Raw genomic sequence first — 19,571 nt, forward strand, 5'->3', positions numbered from 1 at the left:
CCTTCCCGGCGCGCGGCTCAGGGCGTGGTGCCCGGGGTGCCGGCCCGCAGCCGGTCCCTGATGACGCGCACGGCCGACTCCGCGTCGTCCACCGTGATCGTGAACGTGTGACCGTCCCAGAGCCGCAGCAGCACGCCCTCCCCCCGGCGGACCACGACGGCCGTGCCCTTCTCCGGCCGCCAGCGATAGCCCCAGCCTCCCCAGTGGCGGGGAGTGACGAGCGGTACGAAGTCGGCTCCGGCGACATGGGCCAGCGGGATCCGCCGACGCGGCAGCCCGATGTGGCCGCAGCGCACCTCCAGCGACTCCTGGTCGAGCTTCAGGTCGACGTGGACGAAGGCGAGGGTGCCGAAGAGAACCAGCAGCCCGGCGGCGATACAGCCGACGACGGACATGGCGAGCGGGGCGATGCCGGACGTCCACGCGGATTCGACGGCGAGCTCGACGCCGAGGGCCATGCAGGCGGCGCCGACGAGCGCCAGCACCCACTGGAACCGGTTGGTGGCGCGTCCGGTCCAGACGTCGGGATGCGGGGCGTCGGCATGCGGGACGTCGGGAAGCGGGATGCTCTCGTCGTGGGGGTGGTCCCTCATATTGATGAGGTTACTCAGGTTTCGCTGCGCCGGTAGCACGTAGCGCAGGGTGACTGCTCCGCCCGGGCGGCGGGCGGCCCCCGGGGGGGCCGGTCCCGGCCGGTCGGTCACTGGGCGGGGCTGACGGCCTCCAGCAGTCGGCCTTCCGCATAGGCCAGGGCGGGCGCCGGAAGAGCGCCGGGACGGCCGCTGAGGAGAACCGTCACGGTGCCGGGCGCCGCCGCCTCGGGTGCGGGGCGCGCGCCGATGCGGCGCAGTGCCTGCGCGGCCACGGCGCCGGCCGAGCCGTGCAGGACGAGCGGCGGCCGGTCGGGACGCTGCACGGCGGCACGGATACGGTCGGCGACCAGCTCGTAATGGGTGCAGCCCAGGACGACGGTCGTCACTTCCTCGGGGGTGAGCGCGGCGGCCGCGGTGACCGCGGCGTCGATCGCCGCCTCGTCCGCGTGCTCGACCGCCTCCGCCAGTCCCCAGCAGGGCACCTCGTGGACCGGGACGCCCCCGGCGAAGTCCCGGATGAGGTTGCGCTGATAGGGGCTACCGGTGGTGGCGGGCGTGGCCCAGATCGCGACGGGGCCGCCACCGGCCGCTGCAGGCTTGATCGCCGGGACGGTCCCGATCACCGGGATGCCGGGTTCGAGGAGGGACCGCAGCGCGGGCAGGGCGTGCACGGTCGCCGTGTTGCAGCCGACGATGAGGGCCTCGGGCCGGTGCGCGGCGGCGGCCTCGGCGACGGCCACGGCACGCTCGGTGAGATCCTGCGGGGTGCGCGGCCCCCAGGGCATGCCGTCGGGGTCGAGGGAGAGCACGAGATCGGCGTCCGGCCGCAGGCGCCGTACCGCGGCGGTGGCCGCCAACAGGCCGATTCCGGAGTCCATGAGCGCGATCTTCACCCGGCCACCATAGACGATGTGCTCTTGCGCCCCGATGGCGTGGGGCAGACTGCGCGCGTGAGCGCCATCGTGTGGATCGCCGCCGTAGCTCTGGCCGCCTGGCTGTGGCTGTTGCTCTGTCAGGGCTTCTTCTGGCGCACGGACGTCAGGCTGCCGGCCCGGGAGGAGCCGCGGGAGTGGCCGTCCGTCTGCGTCGTCGTCCCCGCGCGCGACGAGGCGGCGGTGCTGCCCGCCAGCCTGCCCTCCCTGCTCGCGCAGGACTACCCGGGGCGGGCGGAGATCTTCCTCGTCGACGACGGCAGCTGCGACGGCACGGGGAAGCTGGCGCGCACGCTCGCGCGGCAACGGGGCGGGCTCCCGCTGACCGTGACCTCGCCGGGCGAACCTCCCGCGGGCTGGACCGGGAAGCTGTGGGCGGTGCGTCACGGCATCGGCCTGGCACGCGCGCGTGAGCCCGAGTACCTCCTCCTCACGGATGCCGACATCGCGCACGGGCCCGACAGTCTGCGCGAGCTGGTGGCGGCGGCCCGCACCGGAGGGTTCGACGTCGTCTCCCAGATGGCACGGCTGCGGGTGGAGAGCCTGTGGGAGCGGCTGGTGGTACCCGCCTTCGTCTACTTCTTCGCGCAGCTCTACCCCTTCCGATGGATCGGCCGACGCGGGGCGCGGACGGCCGCGGCCGCGGGCGGGTGCGTCCTGCTGCGCACCGACGCGGCCGAGCGGGCGCGGATCCCGGACGCCATCCGGCACGCCGTCATCGACGACGTGGCGCTCGCGCGGGCCGTGCGGGCTGCGGGCGGTCACATCTGGCTGGGGCTGGCCGACCGGGTGGACAGCGTGCGGCCGTACCCGGGGCTGCACGATCTGTGGCGGATGGTCTCGCGCAGCGCCTACGCGCAGCTGCGGCACAGTCCCCTCCTGCTGACCGGCACGGTGCTCGGTCTGGCGCTGGTGTACCTGGTGCCTCCGCTCGCCCTGCTCGGCGGGCTCGCCGCGGGCAGTGCGGCCACCGCCGTGTCGGGCGGTCTGGCGTGGCTGGTGATGGCGGGGACATACGTCCCGATGCTGCGTTACTACGGTCAGCCGCTGTGGCTCGCTCCCCTGCTGCCGTTCACCGCGTTCCTCTATCTGCTGATGACGGTCGACTCCGCGGTCCAGCACTACCGGGGGCGCGGCGCGGCCTGGAAGGGCCGCACCTACGCCCGTCCGGACGCGGTCGCGGACGAGGGCTGAGCCGTCGTACAGGGACCCCCGCGAACAGGGTCCCCGACGATCACAGGGGTCCCGGCCGCGGGAGCCCCTGCCGCAGGAGTCGCGACCGCAGGGACCTCTACTTGCGGCCCGGCGTCCAGTTCATGCCCCACCCGTAGGTGTAGTCGACGGTCCGCTGTGGGCTCACCCCGCGCTCGGGCACCAGGTAGCGGGCCTCGCGCTGGACGACGAGGTCGCCGCCGTTGTTGGTGATCAGCGCGAGCGCGCACACGGTCGAGGGGACCGTGCACTCGTCCAGGGAGAAGTCGATCGCGGCGCCGAACTGCGGTTGCAGCGTGACCGTGGCGTGCAGGTCGGCGAAGGAACGCGCGCCCTCGTAGATGGTCACGAAGACAAGGATGCGCCGGAAGTCGTTCTTGTGGTCGAGGTTCACGGTGAGGTTCTCACCGCTCGCCACGGCGCCGGTACGGTCGTCGCCGTCGAGGTGGATGAACGGCGGTTGATGCAGGGCGCCGAAGGCGTTGCCGAGGGCCTGGACCACGCCCTTGCGGCCGTCGGCGAGCTCGAACAGGGCGCACAGGTCGAGGTCGAGGTCGTTGTGCATGGCGACCGCGCGGCCGCGCTTGCTGCCCCACCCGGAGAACTGCTTGCGCACCTCCCAGTTCAGGTTCACGCGCAGGGCGCCCGAGGTGCCGCCCTGCTTGCTCAGGGACACCGACGGGGCGGCCTTGGTCAGCGTCACCTTGGTCAGCCGGACCGGGGCGGCGGGCGGTGCGGGCGGCGGAGGCGGCGGGGCCTGGTGGACGGGCGGGGGCACCGTGGCCGGAAAGGCGGGCATGGTCGGCTGCTGGGACGGCGGAGGAGGAGCCTGACGGGTGGGCGCGGCCGGGGCGGCCGCCTGCTGCGGCTCGTCCACGGCGATCCCGAAGTCGGTGGCCAGGCCTTCGAGGCCGCTGTCGTAGCCCTGCCCGACGGCCCGGAACTTCCAGGCACCCTGGCGGCGGTAGAACTCCCCCAGCACGAAGGCCGTCTCCACCGTCGCGCCGGCGCTGTCGAACCGTGCCACGACGGTGCCCTGCGCCGCGTCCCGTACCTCGATGTAGAGGCCGGGCACCTGGCCGAACGAGCCGCCGTCCGTCGAGGCCGCCAGGACGATGGTCTCGATCGCGGGCTCCACGCGCGCGAGGTCGACGAGCAGGCTGTCGGTCACCCGGCCGCCGGCGTCGCGCTTGCCCTCGTGCCGGACGGCTCCGGAGGAGTGGGCCGGCTGGTTGTAGAAGACGAAGTCCGCGTCGGATCTGACCTTTCCGCCCATCAGCAGCAGCGCCGACGCGTCCGCGTCCGGAACACCCGTTCCCGAGCGCCAGCCCAGTTCGACCCGCAGTGCCGTGGTCGGCACCGGAGCATTGGACCCCTTCGACATTGACATGTACGCCCCCATCGCGTGTCAGTGCACCGGGCCGCACGCCTCGGCACCCCTCGGGTTGTCTTTCCGGCCAACCTATTCCGCGGGACGGGGAACTCCCATCGGGAGCGCAGGATCAGCCCTGACCAACCGTCGGTAACCCGCTCGGAACTCGGCCTTTACACGATCGGAAGGACGCGCGCCGTCCTTTTTTCCCACGTTCGCTCGCATTGGGGATCCGAGGTCACTGCGGACACGGAAATCAACCCTCTTATCGGTCTCCCCAACCAGCACATCGTGGGCTTAACTTATGTGCCATGACCTCCCCCCGCTCCACCTATGGCGGCGGCTACTACGCCTCCTTCCCGGACACTCCGATCTACGACTCGCTCGTGGCCGAGCGGGGCACCCCGCAGATCGCCCCGATCCGGGTCCCCGCCGCGTACGACATGGGCAGCAGCAACCTGCCCGCGTTGCCGTCGGCTCTGCCCGCTCTCCCGGCGGGCCCCTCGCAGTCCTACGGGTACGGCTACCCGCAGGCCCAGCAGCCCGCGCCGTTGCAGCAGGCTCCGGCGGCGTACATCCCGCCGCAGGCCAACGCACCGCGCGGCTACCCCGGACCCCAGGGGCAGCAGCAGCCGCGTCCGGCGGGCCCCGGCACGGGCTACGACGCCATGCGCCCGGCCGCTCCCCGGCCCGCCGCGCCCCAGTACCAGGACCCGTACAACCAGCAGTACCGGGGCTACTGAGCCCACGGGGTCGTCGGTGCCACCTGGCAGGATGACCCCATGGGGCATGTGCAGCTGCTGTCGATTCACGTCCATCCGGTCAAGGCGTTCCGGGGTCAGGAACCCCGGGAGGCCGTCGTGGAGCCCTGGGGGCTGGCCGGTGACCGACGCTGGGCGTTGATCGACCACGGGGGAAAGGTCGTCACACAACGTCAGCAGCCGCTCCTCGCGCTGGCCGCCGCCGAGCTTCTGCCCGGCGGCGGTGTACGTCTGTCCGCGCCCGGTCTGGAGCCGCTGACCGTGCAGGTGCCCGAGCCGGTGGGCACGGTGTCGATGGAGATCTTCCGTGACAAGGTGGAGGGGGTCCTCGCCGACGACACCGCGCACGCCTGGTGCAGTGCCCACCTCGGCGCCGACGTGCGGCTGGTGCACATGGACGACCCCGCGACCCGTCGGCCGGTCGACCCGGGGTACGCGCGGCCCGGCGAGACGGTCACCTTCGCCGACGGATATCCGCTGCTGGCCACCACGACCGCGTCCCTGGACGCCCTCAACTCGCTGATCGCCCGGGGCGAGCACGCCGGGGAGGGCCCGCTGCCGATGAACCGTTTCCGGCCGAACCTGGTCCTGGCGGGCACCGATCCGTGGGCGGAGGACGGCTGGTCGCGCCTCGCCGTCGGCGAGGTCGAATTCCGGGTCGCCAAGCCGTGCGGCCGCTGCGTCGTGACCACCACCGACCAGGGCACCGCGACACGCGGCAAGGAGCCCCTCCACACCCTGGGCCGGCATCGGCGCCTCGGCGGCAAGTTGATCTTCGGACAGAACCTGGTACCACTCGGTCGCGGCACGATCAGAGTCGGTGATCCGGTGTGCGTCATCGCATAGTTCCGGCCTAGGTCGGAGGCCGGGCGATCCGTGGGAACCCCCGCCCGGCTCCGGAGCGTTGGGATTGCGTGAGAAGTTCATGAGAGGTCCCGGGCTCTGGTGATTTCGCTCTCTCTTTCCCCGGGCTCGCGCGTGAACGGCTCCAACGGGGGTTATCACGGAGCGGGAAGGGGGTGCGGGCGTGCGAGCGATCGGCGGAATCTGGCGCTGGCGACACAACCCGCTGCGCCGTACGACGGATCTGGTCGAGGCGTGGGTGGCGTTGTCGGCCTTGTTGCTGATCCTCCTCGTCGCGCCCGTGGTGGGTTCCCTCGTCGGCGCCGTGGCGCAGGAGGCCCTCCAGCAGTCGGTCCACGAACAGCGGGAGTCCCGCCACGAGGTCACGGCCACCGTGGTGCGCCAGGTGGACGGTTCGCCGCTGGAGGTGGACCCGGAGACGGCCACCGGCCGGGAGACCCGCACCCGGGTCGTCGCGGACTGGACGGCACCGGACGGCACGCCGCAGCACGGCACGGTCCTGGCGGGCCTCAAGTCCCCGCACATCGGCGACCACTTCGGGATATGGACGGACGCACACGGCGCGCTGGTGGCCCGGCCACTGGACACCGCCACGGCGACGACGCACGCCGTGCTCGCCGGCTTCGGCGCGGCCCTGCTCACCGCGGGCACCGTCGAGGGTGTTCGGCGGCTGATCGTCTGGCGCCTGGTCCGTCGCCGGTACGCCCGTTGGGACCAGGCCTGGGACCGTGCGGGCCCGGACTGGGGCCGCACCGGCACCGGCAGCTGACGGCCTTCCGTCTCTGGTCAACCCACCACCCGCGCGCACGCTACGGTGGTCCGGCCGAACCATTCGGCATCAACCCGCGTACCACGAGGTGGGGGCACATCAACGCCATGGCACAGGGCACGGTCCAGGTGACGCACACCGGCACATCGAGGTGGCGGCGCCGCACGGGTGAGTACGCATCGCTCGCCGCCGCCCTGGAGGCCGCGGCCGAGGGTGACGTGCTCACCATCGCTCCCGGAACCTATCGGGAGAACCTGGTCGTCGACCGGTCGGTGACGCTGCGCGGCCCCGAGGGCTCCCCCGGTTCCGTGCGCCTCGCGCCCCTGGACGGGGTGCCGTTGACCGTACGCGCCTCGGCGGTGGTACAGGACCTGCACGTGGAGGGCCAGGACGCGGCCGCGCCCGCGGTGCTCGTCGAGGACGGCACACCGGAGCTGCTGGACGTACGGATCGTCACGCGGTCGGCGGCGGGCATCGAGGTGCGGGGCAGTGCCCGCCCGACGGTGCGGCGGTGCACCGTCGACAACCCGGCGGGCATCGGCATCGCCGTGGTCGACGGCGGCGGCGGTGTCTTCGAGGAGTGCGAGGTCGTCGCGGCGGGACAGGCCGGCGTCTCGGTGCGCGGCGGGGCCCACCCCCGGCTGGAGCGCTGCCGGGTGCACCACACGTCGGGCGCGGGTCTGAGCGCGACCGGCGACAACTCCTCGCTGGAGGCGGTGGGCTGCGAGATCTACGAGGTCCGGGGCAGCGGTGTCCAGATCACCGCCCGGGCCACCGCGCACCTCACCGACTGCGACGTGCACCGCACGACCTCCGACGGCGTCACGCTCGACACCGACGCCGTGCTCACCCTGGCCGACTGCCGCATCCACGACATCCCGGAGAACGCGGTCGACCTGCGCTCCCGTTCCGTCCTGACACTGACCCGCACGACGGTGCGTCAGTTCGGCCGCAACGGACTGTCGGTGTGGGACCCGGGCACACGCGTGGACGCCAACCAGTGCGAGATCTTCGACAGCACCGGCGACTACCCGGCCGTCTGGGTCAGCGACGGCGCCACCGCGGTCCTCGACTCCTGCCGGGTGCACGACGTGCCCGACGCCCTGTTCGTCCTCGACCGGGGCTCCCGCGCGGACGTCGTGGACAGCGACCTGTCCCAGGTGCGCAACACGGCCGTGTCGGTGAGCGACGGGGCGACCGCCCAGCTGGACGACTGCCGGATCCGGGACGCGGCGACCGGCGCGTGGTTCCGCGACCACGGCAGCGGTGGCACCCTCAACAACTGCACCGTGGACAGCACCCAGACCGGCGTGATCGTCACCAAGGGCGCCGACCCGACCGTCGAGCGCTGCACCGTCGACTCCCCCGCCGAGGCCGGGTTCTATGTGTCGGCCGGTGGCCGCGGCACCTTCCTGAACTGCCGGGTGACGAACAGCGGCGGCTACGGCTTCCATGTCATAGACGGCAGTCGTACGACGCTGCGCAAGTGCCGTACGGAGCGCTGCGCGCGCGGTGGTTACGAGTTCGCCGACGCCGGGGGCGACGCGGGCCCGGGCTCCGGTCCCCTGGTCGAGGACTGCACCAGCGACGAGAGCGCGGGCGTGCGGACACCCGGGGCCGCTGGGGCGCCCGAGCCGGTGGTGCAGACGAGCGCCCAGTCGCCGGGTCTGCTGGGTCTGGTTCCCGAGCAGCGGGCCACCGCGCCGGAACCGCCGCGGGCCGCCGGTGAGCCGCAGACGTCGGTGCGGACCTCGACGGACGTGCTCGGCGAGTTGGACACGCTGGTGGGCCTGGAGAGCGTCAAACGCGAGGTGCGGGCCCTCATCGACATGATCGAGGTGGGCCGGCGCCGTCAGCAGGCCGGGCTCAAGGCGGCGTCCGTCAAGCGCCATCTCGTCTTCACCGGCTCCCCCGGCACCGGCAAGACGACGGTCGCCCGCCTCTACGGGGAGATCCTCGCCGCCCTGGACGTGCTGGAGAAGGGCCACCTCGTCGAGGTTTCCCGCGTCGACCTGGTCGGCGAGCACATCGGCTCGACGGCGATCCGCACCCAGGAGGCCTTCCAACGGGCGCACGGCGGCGTGCTGTTCATCGACGAGGCGTACGCGCTGTCGCCGGAGGACGCGGGCCGCGACTTCGGCAAGGAGGCCATCGACACCCTGGTGAAGCTGATGGAGGACCACCGGGACTCCGTGGTGGTGATCGTGGCGGGCTACACCGCGGAGATGGAGCGCTTCCTTTCGGTCAACCCCGGTGTGGCGTCCCGTTTCTCACGGACCATCACCTTCGGCGACTACGGCCCCGACGAGCTGTTGCGGATCGTGGAGCAGCAGGCCGAGGAGCACGAGTACCGGCTCGCTCCGGGCACCGCGGACGCCCTGCTGAAGTACTTCACGGAACTCCCCAAGGGAGCCGCCTTCGGCAACGGGCGAACCGCGCGCCAGACGTTCGAGGCGATGGTGGAGCGGCACGCCGGCCGGGTGGCCCAGGTGGCCGAGCCGAGCACGGACGACCTGACCCTGCTGTATGCGGAGGATCTGCCCGAGCTGCCCTGATCCGCTCAGGTGCGCTGCACGGGCAGCTCCGGCCGCAGCCGCCCCAGCAGCATCTCGCGTTCCTCGACGAACGCCGGGTCGGCCTGGTAGTCGGAGTGGCCCAGGACGGGCGCGGGCAGCGGGTGTTCCTCGGTGCGGCCGTACGCCAGCGGGTCCGCGAGGGGCTCGCGGTCCACCTGGGGGCCGCAGTCGTCGCCGGAGAGCCGGACCGGGCCGCCGATGGGGTCGGTGAGCCGGTACAGGTTGCGCCAGCAGGCGATGTCCTCGTGCAGGGCGGCGAGCGCGGCCGGGCCGAAGTGCGCCGGGAACCAGCGGCCGTAGAGCCGCTCGATCGGGGAGCCGTAGGTGAGCAGGGCGACCCGCTTGCGGTCGGAGGGCTTCAGCTGCCAGGCCGCGGCGGCCGCGAGGACGCTGCCCTGGGAGTGCCCGGAGATCACCAGACGTCCGCCCGTGGCGCGCGTCCAGCCGGCCATCCGCCAGGTCAGGTCGGGGACCGCGCGCTCCGCGTAGCAGGGCGGGGCGAAAGGGTGCGCGGCGCGCGGCCAGAAGGTGCCGACGTCCCAGAGGATGCCGATCGTGCGCCGCGCGGAGGCGTCCTTGTAGGCGCGCCGGCCCCAGGTGACGAAGAGGACGAAGCCGAGGCCGATGAGCCAGGAGCCCATCGCCTGTGCGGTCTGGGCCGCGCCCTGGACGAAGGGCTGGGCTCCGTCCCCGGCACGGACCGGGGTCTTCCCGGTGCCGAAGGCTCCGACGAGCGCTCCCGCGCCCAGGAGCAGCGTCGCGGTGGAGACGACGGCGACAAGGAGCGGGCCACGGTCGGTGAGGGTGGCCATCGCGCGGGCGCGGGCGATGCGACGGGTGCGGGCCGGGTCGCCGGGTCCGACCCCGTACTCACGGCCCACCGCCTCCTCCTCGGCCCGGGTGAGCAGCCAGGTCTGCCGCGCGAGGAGTCCGCACAGCGCCAGCAGGACGACGAGCAGCACGGGGATGACGGACGCCTGCCAGGTCAGGAGCACGGGCGGTCCGTCGAGGAAGGTCCCGGTGCCGTCCAGCCAGTCCGACACCCGCTGCGACACCCCGCCGGACATCACTCCGCCGAGCGCGCAGGCCAGCATCGCGACGGCGGGCCCACCGAGCCCGCGCAGGGCGCAGCGCTCCTGCTGGACGAGCTGCACCCGCTCGACGGCGGTGGCCCCGGCCGGGTCCGACGGCGCGGAGCGCTCCCGTGGACAGTGGTGCAGGACGCGGGCGACGACCGCGAGGGCGATCACCAGGGCGCCCTGGGCGAGGGCGAGACCGCCGAAGGTCGCGTCGCCGGGAAGCCGCCCCTCGGAGTGCCAGCCGGGGCGCTGCCACCCCGCGTACACCAGGGTGAGGGCGAGCAGGACGAGGGCGGCCAGGGGCAGCCGGTGGACGAGGTGCGCGTCGATGCGGCGGTCGAGGCGGTGCTCGCTGCGGCCCCGGCGGCACACCACCCACACCGTGGCGAACGCGCCCGCCACCAGGGACGCCTCCAGCAGTCGGCCGAGCCAGTCGAGGAGCGCGGGGCCGCCGGGCCGGCGGTCCTGGCGCACGGCGGCCGTACCGACGGCAGCGGCCACCGTCAGCAGTCCCGCCGCGGTGTGCGCCGCGCGCAGGCGGGCCACCAGCCGGCGCCCGTACCAGAAGCCGGGCCGGCCGAGTGCGGTGTGACCGGGGCCGTTCTCGGGCTCGGCCGCGCGGTCGAGCGGCTCCTGGGACTCGTAGGCCCGCCAGGTGCGGTGGGACAGGTACCACAGGAGACCGACGAGGGCGGTCGGGACCAGGGCGGCGAGGGCGAGCCGACGGCCCGGCAGGCTCCACCAGCCGCCGTCGGAGACCGCCGGTGAGAGGAAACCCAGCCAGGAGTGACGCTCGGCGCAGGCGGTCGTGCCCGCGCACTGCCAGGCGGTCAGGTCGAGGGCGACCTCGCAGGCCGCGGCGACGAGCAGCACCGTCAGGCTCAGTGCCGCGAGCCGCACGAGCAGCCCGTACAGCCGCACCGCGCGGATGCCCTCCGGTGCGGCGGGACGCATCCAGTGGGCGAGGTTGACGACCATGAACGGCAGCAGCAGGAGCCACAGGGCGCGGGTGCCGTTGCCCGAGGTGAGGTTGGACCACACGTAGGCCTCGGGAACGGGAGCGTCGCGGCCGCGGTCGTCGGCGGGAGCGGTGTCCGCGGTGACGTCGTCGGCGCGCCGGAACACGGCCGCCGTCTCGTCGCCGGTGATCCGCACCGTGCGCGGATCGTTGAGCATCTTCTCGGGCGTGGCACCACCCACGCCGTGGACCAGGAGTTCCAGGGCCGTTCTGTCCGCTGAGGCACGTTCCACTGTTCGCACTTCCCCCGTGACACGCCTTCGACATGTGTCCGCGCGGACATAAGGATCGCCACTTCACAGGCTTGATACACCTCCCGTCACGGAACCTCCCCGGTGCGGGCGGTGAACGCCCACGCCCCCGGTGAGTGGCATGCACGCGTCGGGGTGGTGGACCAGCTGTGAGCAAGCCGTGCGAGGATGGGACGCCCCGCACCGGAATCGGCGAGAATGGCCTCGTCGGAGCAGGTGAGCGGGCCTGTCGGACGGGTTGAGGGAAAGGACCGGAGCGTACGTGAGTGAGAATCAGAACCTCCTCGCGGAGCAGCGCCGCGCCCTGATCCTGGACGAGGTACGCCGCCGGGGCGGCGTGCGGGTCAACGAGCTGACCCGCAAGCTCGGCGTGTCGGACATGACGGTGCGCCGGGACCTCGACGCGCTGGCGCGGCAGGGTGTCCTGGAGAAGGTGCACGGCGGTGCGGTGCCGGTCGTGGAGGCGAGCACCCACGAGCCGGGCTTCGAGGCGAAGTCGGGTCTGGAGCTGACCGCCAAGGAGGACATCGCGAAGGCGGCGGCGGAACTCGTCGCCGCGGGCAGCGCGATCGCGCTGTCGGGCGGTACGACGACGTACGCGCTGGCGCACCATCTGGTGGACGTGCCGGATCTGACCGTGGTGACCAACTCGGTGCGCGTGGCCGACGTCTTCCACGTGGCGCAGCGCACCTCGGGCCCCCGGCAGGGCGCGGCCACGGTCGTGCTGACCGGCGGGGTGCGCACGCCGTCCGACTCGCTGGTGGGTCCGGTCGCCGACCAGGCGATCGCGGCGCTCCACTTCGACGTGCTGTTCCTCGGTGTGCACGGGATATCGGCCGAGGCCGGTCTGTCCACGCCGAACCTCGCGGAGGCCGAGACCAACCGGCGCCTGGTGCAGTCTGCGCGCCGGGTCGTGGTGGTCGCGGACCACACCAAGTGGGGTGTGGTGGGCCTGAGTTCGTTCGCGGCGCTGGAGCAGGTCGACACGCTGGTGACGGACACGGGGCTGCCGGAGGCGGCGCGCGCGGAGGTCTCAGAGCACCTGCGGCGGCTGGTGGTCGCGGGCGAGCCCGGTGAGGGTACAGACATCTGAAGGGCCTGCGGCTAGGGTGACGCACCCGCTTCCACGCCCGAGGAGGTCGCGCGCATGGCTCACCGACTGCGCCCCGAAGGACTCGCGTTCGTCGAGACCGCTCCTGTACGGCTGGTTTTCGCCCAGGAGGTGTCCGCTCCCCCTGAACTCGTCTTCCGCGCCCTCGCCGAGGACGTGTCCGGCTGGGCGGAGTGGTTCCCGGCCGTGCGGTCCGTCCAGCCCCTGGACGACGGCGCGGGGCGCGACGTACGGCTCAGGGGCGGCACGCGTTTCCGGGAGACGGTGCTCGTGGCGAAGGAGCCGGAGCTGTACGCCTACCGCGTGGACGTGACCAACGCGCCGGGGGTGCGGGCGCTGGTCGAGGAGTGGCGGCTGGCGCCGGCCGGGGCGGGGACGCGGGTGCGGTGGACGTTCGCCGCCGACGGCAACGGGGCGTTCCGGGCGGTCCTGCGGCTGGCGCGGGCCGGTCTGGGGCGGTCGTTCCGGGACGCGGTGACGAAGCTGGACCGCCGGCTCACCCCGTAGGGGTCGCGGACCGTCCGCTCGGGCCGCGCGTCGCGGAGGTCAGGCCGGCCACACGCCCGTGGCCAGCAACGATTCGATGGCGGCGGTGTAGGGGGCGATGTCCAGGCCCTGTTCGGCGAGCCAGGTGTCGGAGTAGTACTTGTCGAGGTAGCGGTCGCCCGGGTCGCACAGCAGGGTGACGACACTGCCGCGGTGTCCGTCGGCCACCATCTCGGCGACGATCTTCAGCGCGCTCCACAGTCCGGTGCCGGTCGAGCCGCCCGCCTTGCGGCCGATGGCCCGTTCCAGTGCGCGTACCGCGGCGACGCTGGCCGCGTCCGGGACCTTCATCATCCGGTCGACGGCGCCGGGCACGAAGCTGGGTTCCATGCGCGGGCGGCCGATGCCCTCGATACGGGAGCCGCAGTCGCAGGTGACGTCCGGATCGCCGGTGGTCCAGCCCTCGAAGAAGCAGGAGTTCTCCGGGTCGGCGACGCAGATGCGGGTGTTGCGCTGTGTGTAGTGGACGTAGCGGGCGAGGGTCGCGGAGGTGCCGCCGGTGCCGGCCGTGGCCACGATCCAGGCGGGCTCCGGGAACCGCTCCCACTCCAGTTGGCGGAAGATGGATTCGGCGATGTTGTTGTTCCCGCGCCAGTCCGTGGCCCGTTCGGCGTAGGTGAACTGGTCCATGTAGTGGCCGCCGCTGTCCGCCGCGAGGCGGGCGGACTCCTCGTACATCGTGCGGGAGTCGTCGACGAAGTGGCACTGACCGCCGTGGAACTCGATCAGGCGGATCTTCTCGGCGCTCGTCGTGCGCGGCATGACCGCGATGAAGGGCACGCCGATCAGCTTGGCGAAGTACGCCTCGGAGACGGCCGTCGAACCGCTGGACGCCTCGATCACCGGGCGGCCCGGCCGGATCCAGCCATTGCAGAGGCCGTAGAGGAAGAGCGAGCGGGCGAGCCGGTGCTTCAGGCTGCCGGTGGGGTGGGTCGACTCGTCCTTGAGATACAGGTCGATGCCCCACTTCTCGGGCAGCGGGAAGCGCAGCAGATGGGTGTCGGCCGAGCGGTTGGCGTCGGCCTGGACCTTGCGGACGGCTTCTTTCAGCCAGTCACGGTAGGCGGTGTCACTGCGGTCGACGTCGAGGGTGGCGCCGGTCCTGTGGGGCTGGGGGGTGGTCACGGCGGGGCTCCTTCAGGCTTCGCGCCGACGGTGGTCCGCGCGGCCGACACACCGATCATAAACACCAGTCGCACGCTTCTCACCTGCATAAACACACCTTTGAGAGCCTCAAAGGCGGCCCTGGGGGGCGGCTTTGGGGGCGCGGGGGGCGCATTCCCGCGAATGCTCCGGGCGGGTGGCGCCGAGGCGTCGTGCGCACTGGTGCTCGACGCCGGGCGCGGGCAGACTGCACCGGGTCGGGCGAAGGCCCGGGCGGGGTGATGACGCCGGTCCGGACGCGGGTCCCGGACGGGGGCGCACACTGGACCGAGGACGGGTTCGATCACGACGCGGGCTGGATCACGACCCACGCGGGTGCACGGTTCGGCTCGCCCAGGCACACAAGGGGGCGGGGAGGCATGGCGGAGCCGGAGTTCACGGCTACGGGCGTGCGCATCGGCAAGCGGCTGCGTTCGCTCACCCGAGCCGGTCAGGTTCGGATCAGCGACGGCAGGCTGGAGCTGCTGACCAGCTACGGCAGCGAGATCGACAGCGCGCCCGTGCAGGCGGTCCGCGCCTCCAGGCCCTGGTTCGCGCCGGAGGACCGGGCCCTGGCCGACCTCAACGGCAAGCGGTATCTGCTCACCCTCGGCGACCACGACCCGGCACCGGGCGAACCGGGGCCTCCCGCGGCGCGCCGCTTCATCGAGGCCGTGCGCAGGGCGGCGGGGCGCGGCGGCTGAGCCGGCGCGGATGTGCCGTGTCCGAGGCCGAACGGGTGGCCTGGCCCACGCGAGTTGCGGCTCTGCGGCCACTGCGTCACTCTGGTCTCACGTCACTCTGGGTTTACCGGCGATAACGCTGCGAACCAGCCCGCCGGCCACGACAGCAGGCGGCCGCCTTGCGCAGACGCCCTGCTCGATCCGAATCCCGTGTTCTTCCGGACCTAAGTCGGGGAGTCGCAGCCGTGATCACCAACCCGAACAGGCACTGCACGGTCGAGCTTCAGGCCCTGCCGTCGCGGATCGGCCAGGTCCGCAGAATCGTATCCGCGCAATTGCGCTACTGGCATATGGATCCGCTCATAGACCGCGCCGCGCTCGGTGTGACGGAGCTGTTGACCAACGTCCACCTGCACGCGCGGCCCGACAAGATGTGCGTCGTGGAGATGGAGCTGCTGCTCGACCGGCTCACCGTCTCCGTGCGCGACCACGACCCGCGCCTGCCGGTCGTGGGGGTCGTCGACGAGGAGGCGCTCGCCACCTGTGGGCGCGGCCTGGCCATGGTGGCGGCGGTGAGCGAGAGCTGGGGCGCCCGGCCGGACGGCGAGTCCGGCAAGGTCGTGTGGTTCACGCTGCCGACCCCCGTCGCCACGCGGGAGCTGTCGGCGCGTCCGCCGCGTCGTACACCCCGGGAGCAGGTCGCGCCGCGGTTCACGGAGGTCGTCTCCGTCGACGACCTGCGGCCCGCACATGCCCCCGCCCGGTCGGCCGTCGTCGGCTGACCGGGCGGTGACGTCACCTTCGGGACGTCCGTCGCCCCGGGGCACGGTGACTGGTCCCCGAGGCGTACGCCGTCCGGGTGTACGTCACTCGGTGGCGATGGCCCGCAGCACGTCCAGGCGTGCCGCGCGCCGGGCCGGACGCAATCCGGCGAGGGCTCCGGCGGCGATGCCCACCAGGGCCACCACGGCGAGCCGCGCGGTCGGCAGCGCGAAGGCGAAGGCGCTGTCGCTCGACCCGTCGGAGGCCCGGACCAGCACCCAGCCGAGGAAGGCGCCGAGGGCCAGGCCGCCCGCCGTGCCGAACGCGGCGACCAGGACCGACTCCCAGCGGACCATGGCCCGCAGCTGGGACCGGGTCTGGCCGACGGCGCGGAGCAGGCCGAGCTCGCGGGTGCGTTCGTGGATCGCCAGGGTCAGCGTGTTGGCGATACCCAGCAGGGCGATGAGGACCGCGAGGGCGAGCAGGGCGTAGACCAGGGTCAGCATCATGTCGATGCCGCCGGCCGAGGACTGCGCGTACTCGTCGCGGGTCTGCACCTCGGGATTGCCGTAGTGGGCGGCGACCTTCTCCACGGCGGCCTTGCCCTCGGCCGTGCTCACGCCGTCCGCGAAGGAGACCGCGAGCAGCGTGTCGGCGTCCTGGGTGCGGTGCGGGGCCCAGGCCGCGCGGGTGATGACATAGTCGCCGGCGAGTTCGGAGCGGCCGTAGACGGCACGCACGGTGAACGTCTTCTCGTCGCCGTCGGTGAAGGCGAGCCGGGCGGTGTCACCGGTCGTCAGGTGCCGTCGGTCCGCCTCCTGCCGGGTGATCGCGATGCCGTCGGTCCCGAGGGCGCCCAGGTCGCCCCGGACGGTCCCGAGGTCGAAGGTCCGGCGCAGTGCGACCGGGTCGGTGACGGTCAACGCCCGCCCCTTTCCGTCGACTTCCGCGACACCCCGGCCGAGTCCGACGGCCGTGTCCACCTCGGGCAGCCTGCCGAGGGCCGGTGCGAGCCGAGGGCTGAGTCCGCTGCCGCCCGCGCCGAACGAAGGGGTGCTGACGGCTACGTCGCCCGCGAAGGAGCGGGAGACGGTCTGGTCCATGGTCGCCTTGAGGGAGGCCCCGAACACGGTGAAGAGGGAGACCACCGCGACGCCGATCATCAGGGCGCCGGCGGTGGCCGCCGTCCGCTTCGGGCTGCGCAGGGCGTTGCGGCGGGCGAGGCCCCCGGTGATGCCCCGCAGGCGGTCCAGAGGGCTGCCCAGGACGCGTACGGCCGTGCTGGAGGCGACCGGTCCGAGGACGACGAAGGAGATCAGGGCCAGGACGGCTCCGCCTCCCGCCAGCCACACCGACGGGGTGACCAGGACGCCGGTGAGGGTCACCGCGACGGCGAGGGCGAGCAGGCCCGCGCCGGCGACGGCGCGGAGGCGGGAGGCGCCGGAGGAGTCCACGGCGGTCTCGCGCAGCGCGGCCAGCGGGGCGGTGCGGCCGGCGCGCACGGCGGGCAGCAGCGCGGACCCCAGGCAGACCAGGACGCCGACCAGGAGGGGGACGGTCAGCGACAGGGCTCCGATGACCAGGTCACCCTCGGGGAAGGGGAATCCGATGGCCGGGAACAGTGCCTGGAGACCGGCGGCGATACCGATGCCGCCCGCGAGTCCGGCGGCCGAAGCGGTCACGGCTACGGCGGCGGCCTCGACGAGGGTCGCCTCGGTGACCTGTCGGCGGGAGGCGCCGAGGGCGCGCAGCAGGGCGTTCTCCCGTGCGCGCTGGGCCACGACGATCGCGAAGGTGTTGTGGATGGAGAAGGTCGCGACCAGCAGGGCCACACCGGAGAACACCAGGAGGAACGTCGTGAAGATCGTCAGGAACTGGCTGGCGATCATGTCGGTGTTCTCCTGCGCGGCCTCCTGACCTGTGATGGCCTCGACACCCTCGGGCAGTACCGGAGTCAGCCGGCCGACGAGTTCCTCCTGGCTCACTCCCGGGGCGGCGCGCACCACGATGCTCGTCGCCCGGCCGGGCCTGGCGGTCAGGTACTTCTCGGCGTCGGCCCGGGTCATACCGGTGAAGGTCACCTGGGCCATGCCGTCCTCGCCGCCGAAGGTCGCGAGTCCGACGATCGTCACGCGTACGGGGTCGGGGGTGCGCAGCGTGGTGGTGTCGCCGATCTTCAGGCCGCCCTTCTCTGCGGTTCCCCGGTTGACGACGACCTCGCCGGACCGGGCCGGTGCGCGGCCCTCCGCGAGGCGGTAGGGGTTGAGCTTCGTGTCGGTGATCCAGTTGCCCGCGAGGGTGGGCGGGCCCTGGCCACCGATCGGTTCGCCGTCGCCGCCGACGAGTTGGCCCGCGCCCTGGATGTCGGGGGCGACGGCCGCGACGCCGGGGACGGCCGCGACGGTGCCGACCAGGTCCGTGCGGACGGGCTGCCGCACGCCCTGGCTCTCGCCGGGGGTGGTGATGGTGTCGGCGCCGCGCACGACGGCGTCGGTCCCGGCGGTCGCGTTGCCGAACATCGAGTCGAAACCGGCGCGCAGGGTGTCCCCCATGACCAGCGTTCCGGCCAGGAACGCCACGCCGAGGAAGACGGCGAGGAAGGTTCCGGCGAAGCGGCGCCGGTGGGCGCGCAGGGACGAGAGGCTGAGCCGCAGGGACGCGTTCATGACGGCACCTCGAAGGCTTTCATGCGGTCCAGGACGCGGTCGGCCGTCGGGGACGCCATCCGGTCCACGAGCCGTCCGTCGGCGAGGAAGACGACCTCGTCGGCGTGGGCGGCGGCGACCGGGTCGTGGGTGACCATGACGACCGTACGGCCGGTCCGGCGTACGGTGCGGGCGAGGAGGCCGAGCACCTCTCCCCCGGCTCGGGAGTCGAGGTTGCCGGTGGGTTCGTCGGCGAAGACGACGTCCGGCCGGCCGGCGAACGCCCGTGCCACGGCGACGCGTTGCTGCTGGCCGCCGGAGAGCTCGGAGGGCCGGTGGTGGAGCCGGTCGCGCAGCCCGACGACGTCCACGAGGGCGTCGATCCACTCCGACTCGCCCCGCTCGCCCGCCAGGTCCAGCGGCAGCCGGATGTTCTCCTCGACGGTCAGGGTCGGCACCAGGTTGAACGCCTGGAAGACGAACCCGACCCGGTCGCGGCGCAGGAGGGTGAGCCGACGGTCGTCGAGCGTGCGCAGTTCGGTGTCGCCGATGTACGCGGTGCCCGAGGTGAGGGTGTCCAGGCCGGCGGCGCAGTGCATCAGGGTGGACTTGCCCGAGCCCGAAGGGCCCATGATCGCGGTGAACCGGCCGGCCGGAAAGGCCACGTTCACGCCGTCCAGGGCCCGTACGGCGGTGTCGCCGACGCCGTAGACCTTCACGGCGTCGACGACCCGCGCGGCGTTCCGCGTGGCCGTGGTGGCGGTCGCGGTGCTCATGCCGCACCGCCCTTGTCCGTGCGGCCGAACTGCTCGTCCAGGACGGACAGCCGACGCCAGTACTCGTCCTCGTCGATCTCACCGGAGGCGAAGCGACGGCCGAGGACGGCGAGGGGCGAGTCGCCGGTGGGCCGGGGGTCGCCGACCGCGCTCCACGGACCGCGGCGGCCTCGCCACGCCGTGCGGCGCAGGACCGTGACGGCGCCCACCACGACGGCCGCCCAGATCAGCGGGAAGAACAGGATCCACGGGCCGGGTCCGCCGCCGTCCCAGTTCGCCAGGGTGTTCATCTCGGGTCATCTCCTCGGTGGGTCCGTGTCTGCGTGATGCCTCGAGAGTCCCGCCGGGAGGGGGTCCGGGTCGTCGTACGGCCAGCGGCAGTGCGCGTACCCCGCCGGGAGTACGCGCGCGTGTCCCGGCTGCTCCCCGAGGGCTGTTCCGTGGGGGCTGTTGCGTGGGGCCAGAGTTCTGTACCTAC

At 73.0% G+C, this 19,571-nt stretch carries 17 protein-coding genes; 9 read left to right on the top strand and 8 right to left on the bottom strand.

The annotated features are described in order from the left end of the window. Positions 1-17 precede the first annotated feature (17 nt). Together ASD48_RS32075 and ASD48_RS32080 are read right to left on the bottom strand one after the other, a co-directional pair. Positions 18-593 (bottom strand): hypothetical protein, encoded by a 576-nt coding sequence (locus ASD48_RS32075; RefSeq protein ID WP_057605310.1) that lies wholly within the window; start codon positions 591-593, stop codon positions 18-20. Between the two features lie 107 nt (positions 594-700). Continuing rightward, positions 701-1,486, bottom strand: a complete 786-nt coding sequence (locus ASD48_RS32080; RefSeq protein ID WP_057605311.1) for an aspartate/glutamate racemase family protein — start codon at positions 1,484-1,486, stop codon at positions 701-703. A 57-nt stretch (positions 1,487-1,543) separates the two neighbouring features. Here ASD48_RS32080 and ASD48_RS32085 point away from each other — a divergent pair, with 57 nt between their 5' ends. Beyond that, complete coding sequence (locus ASD48_RS32085) at positions 1,544-2,719, top strand: glycosyltransferase (RefSeq protein WP_199876070.1); 1,176 nt, start codon at positions 1,544-1,546, stop codon at positions 2,717-2,719. A 97-nt stretch (positions 2,720-2,816) separates the two neighbouring features. Here ASD48_RS32085 and ASD48_RS32090 read toward each other — a convergent pair whose 3' ends face one another. Then, positions 2,817-4,139, bottom strand: coding sequence for a TerD family protein (locus ASD48_RS32090; protein WP_079074114.1), 1,323 nt, complete (start codon positions 4,137-4,139; stop codon positions 2,817-2,819). A gap of 281 nt (positions 4,140-4,420) precedes the next feature. On the opposite strand from ASD48_RS32090, the gene ASD48_RS32095 reads away from it, so the two are divergent. From ASD48_RS32095 to ASD48_RS32110, 4 genes are all read left to right on the top strand, one after another. Continuing rightward, complete coding sequence (locus tag ASD48_RS32095) at positions 4,421-4,852, top strand: DUF6643 family protein (RefSeq protein WP_057605314.1); 432 nt, start codon at positions 4,421-4,423, stop codon at positions 4,850-4,852. Between the two features lie 39 nt (positions 4,853-4,891). After that, the gene (locus ASD48_RS32100; RefSeq protein ID WP_057605315.1) at positions 4,892-5,716 is read left to right on the top strand and encodes an MOSC N-terminal beta barrel domain-containing protein; all 825 of its coding nucleotides are present in this window, start codon (positions 4,892-4,894) and stop codon (positions 5,714-5,716) included. 181 nt (positions 5,717-5,897) lie between these two features. Further along, positions 5,898-6,503 carry a hypothetical protein gene (locus ASD48_RS32105; RefSeq protein ID WP_199876072.1) on the top strand — a complete coding sequence of 202 codons (606 nt, stop codon included), beginning with the start codon at positions 5,898-5,900 and terminating at the stop codon, positions 6,501-6,503. Between the two features lie 107 nt (positions 6,504-6,610). Next, positions 6,611-9,058, top strand: coding sequence for a right-handed parallel beta-helix repeat-containing protein (locus tag ASD48_RS32110; RefSeq protein ID WP_057605317.1), 2,448 nt, complete (start codon positions 6,611-6,613; stop codon positions 9,056-9,058). Between the two features lie 5 nt (positions 9,059-9,063). Here the strand turns inward: ASD48_RS32110 and ASD48_RS32115 are convergent, their stop codons facing one another. After that, on the bottom strand, positions 9,064-11,409 hold the full coding sequence (locus tag ASD48_RS32115; RefSeq protein WP_057605318.1) for a hypothetical protein: 2,346 nt from the start codon (positions 11,407-11,409) through the stop codon (positions 9,064-9,066). Between the two features lie 280 nt (positions 11,410-11,689). Here ASD48_RS32115 and ASD48_RS32120 point away from each other — a divergent pair, with 280 nt between their 5' ends. Both ASD48_RS32120 and ASD48_RS32125 read left to right on the top strand, forming a co-directional pair. Further along, entirely contained in the window at positions 11,690-12,520 is an 831-nt protein-coding gene (locus tag ASD48_RS32120) for a DeoR/GlpR family DNA-binding transcription regulator (RefSeq protein ID WP_057605319.1), read from the top strand. 54 nt (positions 12,521-12,574) lie between these two features. Further along, positions 12,575-13,045: an SRPBCC family protein gene (locus tag ASD48_RS32125; protein WP_057605320.1), complete on the top strand. Its 471-nt coding sequence runs from the start codon at positions 12,575-12,577 to the stop codon at positions 13,043-13,045. A 39-nt stretch (positions 13,046-13,084) separates the two neighbouring features. On the opposite strand, the gene ASD48_RS32130 is transcribed toward ASD48_RS32125, so the two are convergent. Continuing rightward, the gene (locus ASD48_RS32130) at positions 13,085-14,209 is read right to left on the bottom strand and encodes a PLP-dependent cysteine synthase family protein (protein WP_057605321.1); all 1,125 of its coding nucleotides are present in this window, start codon (positions 14,207-14,209) and stop codon (positions 13,085-13,087) included. 398 nt (positions 14,210-14,607) lie between these two features. Here ASD48_RS32130 and ASD48_RS32135 point away from each other — a divergent pair, with 398 nt between their 5' ends. Together ASD48_RS32135 and ASD48_RS32140 are read left to right on the top strand one after the other, a co-directional pair. After that, entirely contained in the window at positions 14,608-14,931 is a 324-nt protein-coding gene (locus ASD48_RS32135; RefSeq protein ID WP_054240675.1) for a hypothetical protein, read from the top strand. Positions 14,932-15,155: 224 nt separating this feature from the next. Next, entirely contained in the window at positions 15,156-15,692 is a 537-nt protein-coding gene (locus tag ASD48_RS32140; protein WP_057605322.1) for an ATP-binding protein, read from the top strand. Positions 15,693-15,776: 84 nt separating this feature from the next. Here ASD48_RS32140 and ASD48_RS32145 read toward each other — a convergent pair whose 3' ends face one another. From ASD48_RS32145 to ASD48_RS32155, 3 genes are read right to left on the bottom strand one after another with little or no spacing between them, the layout of a single operon-like run. Continuing rightward, positions 15,777-18,338, bottom strand: coding sequence for an ABC transporter permease (locus tag ASD48_RS32145; RefSeq protein WP_057605323.1), 2,562 nt, complete (start codon positions 18,336-18,338; stop codon positions 15,777-15,779). Beyond that, entirely contained in the window at positions 18,335-19,093 is a 759-nt protein-coding gene (locus tag ASD48_RS32150; RefSeq protein ID WP_057605324.1) for an ABC transporter ATP-binding protein, read from the bottom strand. The genes ASD48_RS32145 and ASD48_RS32150 overlap by 4 nt, the downstream gene beginning before the upstream one ends. After that, the gene (locus ASD48_RS32155) at positions 19,090-19,383 is read right to left on the bottom strand and encodes an SHOCT domain-containing protein (RefSeq protein ID WP_057605325.1); all 294 of its coding nucleotides are present in this window, start codon (positions 19,381-19,383) and stop codon (positions 19,090-19,092) included. The genes ASD48_RS32150 and ASD48_RS32155 overlap by 4 nt, the downstream gene beginning before the upstream one ends. Positions 19,384-19,571 lie beyond the last annotated feature (188 nt).

Origin of the sequence: Streptomyces sp. Root1310 (assembly GCF_001426425.1) — a bacterium.
Lineage (GTDB): Bacteria > Actinomycetota > Actinomycetes > Streptomycetales > Streptomycetaceae > Streptomyces.

Bases quoted from the DNA above. Each gene is read 5' to 3' on its own strand.
- ASD48_RS32095 (WP_057605314.1), top strand. From the start codon at position 4,421: ATGACCTCCCCCCGCTCCACCTATGGCGGCGGCTACTACGCCTCCTTC.
- ASD48_RS32150 (WP_057605324.1), bottom strand. From the start codon at position 19,093: ATGAGCACCGCGACCGCCACCACGGCCACGCGGAACGCCGCGCGGGTC.
- ASD48_RS32145 (WP_057605323.1), bottom strand. From the start codon at position 18,338: ATGAACGCGTCCCTGCGGCTCAGCCTCTCGTCCCTGCGCGCCCACCGG.
- ASD48_RS32125 (WP_057605320.1), top strand. From the start codon at position 12,575: ATGGCTCACCGACTGCGCCCCGAAGGACTCGCGTTCGTCGAGACCGCT.
- ASD48_RS32155 (WP_057605325.1), bottom strand. From the start codon at position 19,383: ATGAACACCCTGGCGAACTGGGACGGCGGCGGACCCGGCCCGTGGATC.
- ASD48_RS32090 (WP_079074114.1), bottom strand. From the start codon at position 4,139: ATGGGGGCGTACATGTCAATGTCGAAGGGGTCCAATGCTCCGGTGCCG.
- ASD48_RS32135 (WP_054240675.1), top strand. From the start codon at position 14,608: ATGGCGGAGCCGGAGTTCACGGCTACGGGCGTGCGCATCGGCAAGCGG.
- ASD48_RS32100 (WP_057605315.1), top strand. From the start codon at position 4,892: ATGGGGCATGTGCAGCTGCTGTCGATTCACGTCCATCCGGTCAAGGCG.
- ASD48_RS32075 (WP_057605310.1), bottom strand. From the start codon at position 593: ATGAGGGACCACCCCCACGACGAGAGCATCCCGCTTCCCGACGTCCCG.
- ASD48_RS32110 (WP_057605317.1), top strand. From the start codon at position 6,611: ATGGCACAGGGCACGGTCCAGGTGACGCACACCGGCACATCGAGGTGG.